Annotated in this window: 11 protein-coding genes; 8 read left to right on the top strand and 3 right to left on the bottom strand. The window is 52.1% G+C overall.

Annotated features, from left to right (window positions below; genetic code table 11):
• Nucleotides 1-127: 127 nt before the first annotated feature.
• On the bottom strand, nucleotides 128-778 hold the full coding sequence (gene lptC / locus A918_RS19960) for an LPS export ABC transporter periplasmic protein LptC (protein ID WP_022710700.1): 651 nt from the start codon (nucleotides 776-778) through the stop codon (nucleotides 128-130).
• A 344-nt stretch (nucleotides 779-1122) separates the two neighbouring features.
• On the opposite strand from lptC, the gene sppA reads away from it, so the two are divergent.
• The 8 genes from sppA to A918_RS0108705 all read left to right on the top strand — a co-directional run bounded on the left by sppA (nucleotide 1123) and on the right by A918_RS0108705 (nucleotide 8466).
• Complete coding sequence (gene sppA, locus A918_RS0108740; protein ID WP_022710699.1) at nucleotides 1123-2100, top strand: signal peptide peptidase SppA; 978 nt, start codon at nucleotides 1123-1125, stop codon at nucleotides 2098-2100.
• Between the two features lie 177 nt (nucleotides 2101-2277).
• On the top strand, nucleotides 2278-2661 hold the full coding sequence (locus A918_RS0108735; RefSeq protein ID WP_022710698.1) for an integration host factor subunit beta: 384 nt from the start codon (nucleotides 2278-2280) through the stop codon (nucleotides 2659-2661).
• A 149-nt stretch (nucleotides 2662-2810) separates the two neighbouring features.
• Complete coding sequence (locus tag A918_RS0108730) at nucleotides 2811-3137, top strand: lipopolysaccharide assembly protein LapA domain-containing protein (protein WP_022710697.1); 327 nt, start codon at nucleotides 2811-2813, stop codon at nucleotides 3135-3137.
• Between the two features lie 383 nt (nucleotides 3138-3520).
• Entirely contained in the window at nucleotides 3521-4495 is a 975-nt protein-coding gene (locus A918_RS0108725; RefSeq protein ID WP_022710696.1) for an ornithine cyclodeaminase family protein, read from the top strand.
• Between the two features lie 184 nt (nucleotides 4496-4679).
• Complete coding sequence (locus A918_RS0108720) at nucleotides 4680-5855, top strand: class I SAM-dependent methyltransferase (RefSeq protein WP_028233575.1); 1176 nt, start codon at nucleotides 4680-4682, stop codon at nucleotides 5853-5855.
• Nucleotides 5852-6715: an RNA methyltransferase gene (locus A918_RS0108715; RefSeq protein ID WP_028233574.1), complete on the top strand. Its 864-nt coding sequence runs from the start codon at nucleotides 5852-5854 to the stop codon at nucleotides 6713-6715. Before A918_RS0108720 ends, A918_RS0108715 begins: the two co-directional genes overlap by 4 nt.
• Nucleotides 6716-6743: 28 nt before the next feature.
• Entirely contained in the window at nucleotides 6744-7226 is a 483-nt protein-coding gene (lspA, locus tag A918_RS0108710) for a signal peptidase II (RefSeq protein ID WP_022710695.1), read from the top strand.
• Between the two features lie 370 nt (nucleotides 7227-7596).
• Nucleotides 7597-8466, top strand: a complete 870-nt coding sequence (locus tag A918_RS0108705; RefSeq protein WP_028233573.1) for a GNAT family N-acetyltransferase — start codon at nucleotides 7597-7599, stop codon at nucleotides 8464-8466.
• A gap of 40 nt (nucleotides 8467-8506) precedes the next feature.
• Here A918_RS0108705 and A918_RS0108700 read toward each other — a convergent pair whose 3' ends face one another.
• Together A918_RS0108700 and mutS are read right to left on the bottom strand one after the other, a co-directional pair.
• Nucleotides 8507-8872 (bottom strand): VOC family protein, encoded by a 366-nt coding sequence (locus A918_RS0108700; RefSeq protein WP_022710693.1) that lies wholly within the window; start codon nucleotides 8870-8872, stop codon nucleotides 8507-8509.
• Between the two features lie 20 nt (nucleotides 8873-8892).
• Nucleotides 8893-10439 (bottom strand): DNA mismatch repair protein MutS (mutS, locus tag A918_RS0108695; protein WP_028233572.1); only part of this gene is annotated, 1547 nt, incomplete at its 5' end.

Raw genomic sequence — 10439 nt, 5'->3', positions numbered from 1 at the left:
CGCCGGAATATACGCAGTCTGCCAACACATCTATAACAGGCGTATTACTTATTGGTGTAAATCACTATCACACTCTGTTCAACGACGAAACAAAGACTGCTTTACGGGCGCAGCACAGGTGCTGCAATCAGCTGCCCTTTTTCGCTGCGGAGACGGTTTCCTTAACAGGCTCAATGGTCAGCTGAACCTGATCATCAAACACCATCACCTTGCCGTTTTCCTTAATGATCATTTTATTCGCGCGGATATGTGCGTTTTTTGTGCGGATATCCACCGGCTTATCGGTCGACATCTCGCCACTCGACACATTCACATTGGCCGAGCCCAGCTTGGCTTCCATGCCATCGGTTGTCTTCACCGTGAACGCATTATCAAACTGCAAATGACCGTTATTGCTGTCATAGACGCCGGATGCCGCATCAATCTCGGCGCTGTCTTTATCACCGACAGGCAATTGCGCTTTGATTCCTTCCAACGCAACCACGCCGTTCTGTTTGGCATCCTGCACAGCGCGCTCGGCAACCATCGAAAACGGACGCTTATCCTTGGTGTAGCCTTTAAGCTGCGGGCCGGTCATCACCAGCTTGCCACTTTCAGACGGATCCAGCTCAACTTTCACCGGAGAGGGAGGCGTAGCCAGAAATGTGTACCATGAGAAAACCGCAGCCACGCCGAGAGCAACAACCGGCAAAGCGGTTTTCAGAACGCGCACGCGCATGCTGTGTCTCTTCGCAGCGTGAAACACAGCGGTACTTTTATGTGACGCTCCGAAAACCATCTTATGGTCTGACACAGTCCAAAACTCCTGAAACCGGCAATTTGCCAGCTGCCTACACGTAAGGTATTAATATTTATCGGTGAAATGCACGACTATTCTGTATAGTGCGCTCAAATCGCTTTTTATTGTGGTATAAATGGGATGATACCGCGTCCAAAACAAGCTGCATTGCTGCAGTTGTGCGTTCCGGAGGTTTAACTCAGATCACTTTTCAATGATATGAGGTTAAAAAACCTGATAATACCATGCTCAGGTCTTCCTCGGATATTATCCCCGCTTCCAAAATACATTCTGTTTATGCGACATATAAAGACATCATATAAGCCCAAGAACGGACATATCTCATGACTTATACTGCCGATGCAGTGCTTGAACGTCGTCGAATTCGCCGTAAGCTGACTTTCTGGCGTGCCGTCACTTTGCTGCTTGTTGCGGCAATGATACTCTTCGCTGCGCTTTACATCAACGGCAGCAAGTCTTCCCGCAATGTGCCTCACATTGCAAAAATTTCCATTACCGGCACCATTTATAACAATGAAGAGCTTTTGAAACGTCTCAAAGATGTCGCAGAGAGCGATATGGTGAAAGGCGTCATTCTGGATATCAGCTCTCCCGGCGGCACCACGACCGGCGGCGAAGTGATTTATGATGCCGTGCGCAAAATCGCCGATAAGAAACCGGTGGTCTCACAGGTCGGCACACTGGCAGCATCCGCAGGCTATATGATTGCCATCGCCTCAGACCATGTAATCGCCCATAAGACATCAATGATCGGCTCGATCGGCGTGCTGTTTCAATATCCCGATATCAGCGCGTTGCTGGATAAAGTCGGTGTGAAATTTGAAACCATCAAATCCAGCCCGCTGAAGGCCGAGCCGAATTTCTTCTCTCCGGCCAGCGAAGAAGCCAAGGCCATGATCGATAACACCGTCAAAGACACTTATGACTGGTTTGTTGGCCTGGTTAAAGAACGCCGTCCGATGATTACAGCCGACAAGCTCCCTGCTTTGACCAACGGTTCGGTCTATACCGGCCGTCAGGCATTGCAGCATAAGCTGATTGACGCGATCGGCGATGAGGAAACCTCTGTTGCATGGCTTGAGACCAAAGGCATCGACAAAGAGCTGCCGGTTATCGAGTGGAAAGCTGAAAGCTCATCCTATAATGACCTGCTTTCCTCTGCTGCTATGAAATTATTGTTGCGGAACATGGGCTTGTCCGATCAGGCCGGTGCACTATTTGATGAACAGATCGGTCAGCGTATCTTCCTTGACGGCATGCTTTCAGTTTGGCACGGTAGCAACGGAGAAAAACCGCAATAATACCCGTAAAATGCGTTTAACATTAAAGATAATGCGTATTTTCAGATAGTTATGCTATGAAATATTAATAGCATAGGCATATTATTCATACTAAGCTGTCTCTGTTCCGACGGGGACAGCCCGCATACAGGTTCTGAGAGTATTCTTTTAGGGCGCATTCCCCGATCCTTATTAAAGGTGCGGGTCAGATGCGCAGTATATCAAAACCGGAAGCGCAGCGGTCAGTTTCAAACGGCCGGATTAAGCGCTAATATTGCAGAGAGGTCGAACGCAGTGATTAAATCTGAACTCGTGCAGATCATCGCCAGCCGCAATCCGCATCTTTTCCAGCGCGACGTGGAAAATATTGTCGGTGCAGTTTTCGATGAAATTACTGAAGCTCTGGCGGAAGGAAACCGCGTAGAGCTCCGTGGCTTCGGCGCCTTTTCCGTGAAAAACCGCCCTGCCCGCAACGGACGCAACCCGCGCACGGGCGAATCGGTCGATGTTGAGGAAAAATGGGTTCCGTTCTTCAAAACCGGCAAAGAACTGCGTGATCGCCTCAATAACGGCCACGATTAATCAATAATAGCTGCAGCGCATATACAAGCGTCTTTATGCGCAGCATGCGAGCGGTGATATAAAATCAGGCACTTCTGCTATCGGGCATATTTATGCCTGATAGCGCTTATATTTTATGCAGTGCAGCCCGAGAATTACGGATATTAAACATGACCAACCGTTTTCTGACACTTGTCATTGCCTTGCCGCTCGCAGTGATTTTAATTGTACTGTCGGTCGCCAATCGCAGTGCAGTCAGTGTGACGCTTGATCCGTTCAACCCCGGCAATCCTGCTCTGACCTATACAGCACCATTGTTTCTCTGGGTTCTGGGAGCTTTTCTTGTTGGTATTGTTACCGGCGGTCTGCTGATCTGGTTCACACAGGGACGGCACCGCAAACTGGCACGCAAGCGTAAAGCAGAAGCCGATGCACTCCTGACCCGCGCCAAACAGGCGGAAGCCAAAAACCTGCCATCCGCATCTTCCCTGTCCTGATCTCGGCGCTGCATCCATACAGACCATATATTATCAGGCTTTTTCATCAACTTCATACAGATCGGCGCTTGTCTCCCACCCTCAGGCATGGGAACAATCTGTTGTTGTGAGAGCGCGTTTTGTGCGCCCGATCGGGCACACGGCGCTCTAAAGCATGTCGCGGAAAAACGGGCACCGGTTTTCCGATAACGACATGCGTGAAAACAAGGAGATCGAGCGAGCGCAGTGGGTATAATTAAATGCTCTACGCTCTAGATTCTTTATTTGGTCGCATTATCACGGGCGTCAAGTTGATCCAACTTGACTGTGAAATGCTCTAATGAAAATAAATGCCCGTGCATTGCAGGAGACAATGGGCGGCATCATAAAAGGCCTGACAAATAATGCTTCATATTTCCGCTGCTGCCGTTGATGATCTGATGACCTGGCCGGAACTGGTCGATGCGCTGGACAGCGCCTTCCGTAACGGTATGATCCAGCCTGTGCGCCATCACCATCCGGTTGAACGCCCTGAGGGCAGCCCGTCCATGTTGCTGCTGATGCCTGCATGGTCAGATTTCCATAAACTTGAGCATCAGTCGCAAGGCTATATGGGCGTTAAAATCGTCACCGTGTCACCGGATAACGGTCTGATCGACAAGCCTGCGGTTATGGGTGTGTACCTGCTGCTTGACGGCATTACCGGCGAACCAAAAGCACTGATTGACGGCCAGAGCCTGACCCGCTGGCGCACGGCCGCAGCCTCCGCCCTTGCCGCCCGCTATCTGGCACGGGAAGATGCATCACGACTCGTAATCATGGGTGCCGGAGCGGTTTCTTCCAATCTCGTCCGCGCCCATAGTTCTGTGCGTCCGATCACCGATATTGCGCTTTGCGTGCGCAATCCGAAACGGGCCGAAGCAACACTCAAAGAACTGCGTGATGAAGGCTATAATGCCTATATTGCTGAAGATCATATCGCAGCCATTCAGCAGGCGGATATTGTTGCCGCCGGCACTCTGGCAACCGAACCATTGATTCACGGGAAACATTTGCGTCCCGGCACCCATGTGGATCTGGTCGGCGCTTTCACGCCGGATATGCGTGAAAGTGATGACGAAGCCGTGCTGCGCTCCCGTGTTTTTGTCGACACCAAAGACGGTGCTCTGAAAGAAGGCGGCGACATTACCCAGCCTTTGCGTGACGGCATTATCACGCCGGATCATGTGCTCGGCGATCTGTTTGATCTGGCACGCGGAACAGTCAAAGGCCGCGTAAGCGATCAGGATATTACACTGTTCAAATCCGTTGGTGCAGCCATGGAAGACCTTGCCGCCGGCATTATGGTCTATGAAAAGAGCCTGAAACAACAAGGCTGATCCTGTCCATCTCCTGCCCTGAAAAGCTTTAAACCATGAAGTTTTTCAGGGCAAAGATGCATTTATAAGATATTTGCGCTTAAATTCAGCTTTCCCAAAAGGCTGCCATGCTCTACGAAACAGAAAATATTGCACCATCTGATGCTATAATATCTTCAATTTAACAGTTTCCGGAGCAGACAGGGTGAAATCGCCAAAAGGAAAAGCCGCCAAATCTCATAATGGTTCATCAGCGCGATCTGCGGGCAAACCGGCCGCACAGTCACGCGATAGCCGTAAAGCGGTGTCGGCTGCACCTTCGCAGGGTTTTAAAAAACCGCGCCCGAAATTTGCTAAAACCGAACAGAATGCTGCGGCTTTTGAAAATGCAGCACCGGCTGCACCGAAAAAAGTAACGGCTGAACCGGCTGTTGCCCAGCGCTCACTGCTGAAACTGTCAGGCGACCGACCTCAGCAAAATCTGCCGGTTATTCTCGAGACCAGCCCGAGCGAAGATTATGCGCTGCTTGACAGCGGCAACAGTCTCAAGCTTGAACAATATGGCCCTTACCGCATCATCCGCCCTGAGGCGCAGGCAATCTGGCAGCCTGCATGGTCGCAAAGCGAATGGGACAAGGCAGACGCTGTTTTCACCGGCAATACCGATGAAGAAGGCATGGGACGCTGGCACTTTCCGAAACAGCAACTGGGTGAAACCTGGCCAATGGCGTTGCAGGATGTGCGCTTTTTCGGCCGCTTCACCTCGTTCCGCCATGTCGGCGTTTTTCCGGAGCAGGCCGCGCACTGGGCTTTCATGGCGCAGCAGGTGCGCGATGCCCGTAAAAAACAGATCAACCGCTCCGTGCGTGTCCTCAACCTGTTCGGCTATACCGGCGTTGCCTCGCTGATTGCCGCCCATGCCGGTGCTGAAGTGACCCATGTGGACGCTTCCAAAAAAGCTATCAACTGGGCGCGTGAAAATCAGGCGCTGGCCGGTCTGGAAGACAAGCCGATCCGCTGGATCTGCGAAGACGCAACCAAATTTGTGGCGCGCGAAGAGCGCCGTGGCAACACTTACGACATTATCCTGCTCGACCCGCCCGCTTATGGCCGTGGTCCGAATGGCGAAGTCTGGCAGCTTTTCGACAATCTGCCGCAGATGGTCGATATGTGCCGCGCTATTCTCTCGCCGGATGCCCTCAGTGTTGTACTGACCGCCTATTCGATCCGTGCCTCGTTCTTTGCCATTCACGAGCTGATGCGCGACCGCTTCACCGGTCGCTGCGGCGTGATTGAATCAGGCGAGCTGATCCTGCGTGAACGCTCTGCCGAACGCGCACTTTCCACTTCCATGTTCTCCCGCTGGATTGCCAATTCATGACCCAGAATAATGATTTTTCCCGCAAAGATACTCCGCGCACCGGTAGCGTTAAAGAAGTTACCAGCCTGACCAATCCGATCGTCAAAGACCTGCGTGCTTTGTCGATGAAGAAGTTCCGCGACCAGCAGGGCGTGTTTCTGGCGGAAGGTCTGAAACTGGTGATCGATGCCATTGATCAGGGCTGGCGCATCCGCACTCTGGTGTTTTCCAAAGCCGGTAAAGGCAATCCGCTGGTAGAAAAAGCGGCAGCCCGCACCAAAGCCGGTGGCGGTCTGGTACTTGAGGCTTCAGAAAAAGTCATTGCGGCGATCACCCGTAAAGACAATCCGCAAATGGTTGCCGGTGTCTTTGACCAGCGTTTTGAAACACTGGATCATCTGCGCCCGCAAGGCAATGACACCTATATCGCCCTTGACCGTGTGCGTGATCCCGGCAATCTCGGAACCATCATCCGTACCGCTGATGCGGTCGGTGCCAAAGGTATTATTCTGATCGGTGACTGTACCGACCCTTATTCGATGGAGACTGTGCGCGCGACCATGGGTTCGGTTTTTGCCGTGCCGCTCTATCGCGCCAAGCATGACGAATTCATCAACTGGCGCAAATCCTATAAGGGTGTGCTGGTAGGAACGCATCTCAAAGGTGCGGTTGATTACCGGACGATTCCTTACACCAAGCAGCCGGTTGTGCTGATGATGGGCAATGAACAGCAGGGTTTGCCTGATGATCTTGCTCAAATTTGCACACATTTGGCACGTATTCCTCAGGCTGGCCGTGCGGATTCGCTTAATCTTGCCATTGCCACAGGCGTCATGCTCTATGAAATCCGCCGTGATGCTCTGGTTCTGGATGATCGCTAAACTAAGACACGCAGGAGTTTAAGCCCCTATGTCCCAACGCGCCACTCTCTGGTCTGTTCTGATTATCGTTTTCGCTGTCACCTCAGACCAGTATATCAAATTTCTGGTTGAGAGCGGCATGGATTATAATCAGCAGATTGATCTGCTGCCGTTTCTGGCGCTTTACCGCACCCATAATGAGGGCATTGCCTTCTCCATGCTGTCTTGGTTGCATGACGGCGGCCTGATAGCCATGACCGTTGCTGTGATCGGCTTCGTCTCCTATCTGTGGTGGACAACTGCACCGGAACGGGTGATCAGCCGCATCGGCTTTGCACTGATTATTGGTGGTGCATTGGGCAATCTCATCGACCGCAGCTTGCTCGGTTATGTGGTGGATTATATCCTGTTCCATCTGCCAAGCTGGTCTTTTGCTGTCTTCAATATGGCTGATGTTTATATCTCTACCGGTGCCGGACTGATTATCCTCGACGAATTGGTACAATGGAGAAAGTCCCGCTCTGCGGGCTGAGGGGAAAAAGTCCCGCTCTGCAGGTTGAGGGCAAGTAGTCCCGCTTTGCTGGCTGAAACACCTCAAAATCTTCACCAAATCCGGTCATTTCCCTGACAAAATCTCCGGCAAATCAATTTAAACGGATTTGCCGGCGGCTTTTTCACATGCTGCCGTTCTCCATACCTGTCAGTTTCACCGGCCTGACAAGACAATCTAAAAGGCATATGTCACATGCCTGACGCAGACATCCTCTATAAATACCGCAACTCAGAAACGTGGCTAAGCAGACAAAATACTTGCGGACAGCACTGAGACAGTTGAATCCGGCGGAGGATATATCTTGCCACAGGCTCTTGGAATTTTTTCACAAACCGCGCATGATGCACGCATGAAGCAAACACCACCAGATACGCTTGAAATAGGCGCCATTTTAGCTGATGCCGGTTTTTCTTCACTGGCCGGCCAGATACTGGGGCGTATGGGCAGTCTTATTGTGCGGATTGCGGATAATCCGGACACGATCCGTATTGCGCAAAAACTGCGCTACGATGTTTTTTATACCGAACTCGGTGCGCAAAAATCTCAGAATACCATTCTCGAAGAACGCGACAGCGACCATTATGATGCGATCTGTGATCATCTGGTGGTTTATGACACATCAATCTCCGGTGGTGAGGCAGAGCAGCTTGTCGGCACATACCGCCTGATGCGCAGCGACATGCTCGCGGCAGGGCATACATTCTATTCTGCCGGTGAATATGAAATCACCAAACTGCTTGAACGCAAGCCCGGCCTGCAATTTCTTGAGCTCGGCCGCTCCTGCGTCAAGCCGGAATATCGCTCCAAACGTACGGTTGAATTGCTGTGGCAGGGCATCTGGTCCTATTGCCGCCAGCACAGGATTGAAGTGATGTTCGGCTGCGCCTCATTCCACGGTACGGTGCCGGAAGCCCATGCGCTACCGCTGTCTTTCCTGCATCATAATTGCCGCGCTGATGCGGAATGGGATGTCCGTGCACTTGAGCAGCATTATCGCTCGATGGATATTGTTCCGCAGGAAGCCATCAACCCGAAAGTGGCACTATTTTCCATGCCGCCCCTGATCAAAGGCTATCTGCGCCTTGGCGCAATGATCGGTGACGGTGCCGTGGTTGACCATCAGTTCGGCACTACGGATGTGCTGATTGTTCTGCCGGTCGAGCGTATTTCCAGTCGCTACATCAATTATTACGGCGCTGAAGCTGACCGTTTTGTATGATGTGATGAAAACAAAAAGACCGGCAATATACCGGTCTTTTTTATATCTGATGCGATAAGATATTTATGACATATCCGAGCGGATCACGGACATAAAAACGCTGCACGCCCCACGGTTCTTCCGTGAGCGGATAGATGATTTCAAATCCTGCAGCCTGTGCGCGATGATAGACTTCATCCAGATTATCGACCTCAATGGAAAGACGGGGCACATCCGTTCCGCCGCCGCCCTCTGTCGCTAAACTGAGCTGTTGGACAGGTCTGTTTTCTGCAGTCGCTGCGGCAGCCAGTGTCACTATCCAACCGTGATCCATAACCACATCCAGCCCCAGCAGTTCCTCATAGAAGACCCGCGCAGCCTGAAGATCAGAGCCTGCCAGATTAGCTACGATCCTCAGAACTGCCATATCGATCCTCCTGCCGGGTTTTAGTTTTTAACCGATAGTTGTTTCAGGCGGTATAGGGCTTCCAGCGCCTCACGCGGCGTCAGATCATCCGGATTAATCTCATTCACGGCATTCAGCAAAGCGCTATCCTGCGCAGGTTTTGCCACTTCACGCGGTTTGGCGACGACAGCAAAAAGCGGCAGATCATCAATGATCTTTTCAGCCTTGCCGGAGGTTTCGCCCTCTTCTAAGCGATGCAGCACATCGCGCGCCCGTTCAACCACCGCATCAGGCAGACCGGCAAGGCGTGCAACCTGCACACCATAGGAGCGATCAGCGGCACCTTTGGCCACCTCGTGCAGGAACACGACATCGCCTTCCCACTCTTTCACCCGCATGGTGACATTGGCAAGCCGTGCCAGCTTCTCTGACAGTGCCGTCATTTCATGAAAATGCGTGGCGAACAAAGCGCGACAGCGGTTTTTCTCGTGCAGATATTCCACACTCGCCCAGGCAATCGACAACCCGTCGAAGGTTGCGGTACCACGACCGATTTCATCGAGAATGACCAATGAGCGTTCACCGGCGAGATTGAGAATGGCCGCGGTTTCAACCATCTCCACCATGAAGGTGGAACGTCCACGCGCCAGATCATCCGATGCACCGACACGGCTGAACAGCCGATCAACAATACCGATATGCGCAGATGTGGCCGGAACGTAAGAGCCCATCTGAGCGAGAATTGCGATGAGCGCATTCTGGCGCAGGAAGGTCGATTTACCGCCCATATTGGGGCCGGTCAAAAGCCAGATCGCGCCAAATTTCTGATCGCCTTCCGGTGATAAATCGCAATCATTGGCCACAAAAGGATTAGCGGCCTGTTTTTTCAGCGCCTGCTCGACCACCGGATGGCGGCCGCCATCAATGGCAAAATTCAGACTATCATCGACTTTCGGGCGGCAATAGCCCTGCTCATCGGCCAGAACACCCAGCGCGGCCGATACGTCCATCACACCAAGCGCTGCAGCACCGGCACGAATAGCATCAGCATTTTCAACTGTATGACGGATCAGTTCTTCGAAAATCGCCAGTTCAATCGACAATGCACGGTCTGCGGCATTGGCAATTTTGGTTTCAAGCTCCGCCAGTTCCGTGGTGGTGAAACGCATGGCGCTGGCCATGGTCTGACGATGGATAAAACGTGCTTTGGCCTCATCCGTATCGGTCAGTGCGCCGGCATTATTGGCAGTCACCTCAATGAAATAACCAAGCACATTATTATGCTTGATCTTGAGCGATTTAACGCCCGTCTCTTCCATGTAATCAGCCTGAAGACCGGCAATCACACGACGCGACTGATCGCGAAGGCTACGCATCTCATCCAGTTCTGCGTGATAGCCCGTGCGGATAAAACCGCCGTCACGCTTCAGCAATGGTAGTTCTTCCGCCAAAGTCTGATCGAGCAATTGCGCATATTCTTCCGGCAGCGCGAGAATAGAGCGGCAGGCTTGCGCCAGTTCTTCCGGCAATTGCTTATCCTGAAAGAGCTGACGAACCAGATGTGCGGCCTGAAAACCGGCATGCAAAG

Origin of the sequence: Pseudochrobactrum sp. AO18b (assembly GCF_000409565.1) — a bacterium.
In the GTDB taxonomy this organism is placed as follows: domain Bacteria; phylum Pseudomonadota; class Alphaproteobacteria; order Rhizobiales; family Rhizobiaceae; genus Pseudochrobactrum; species Pseudochrobactrum saccharolyticum.
Note: the sequence above shows the minus strand (reverse complement) of the source record. Positions and strands in the feature narration are given on the sequence as shown.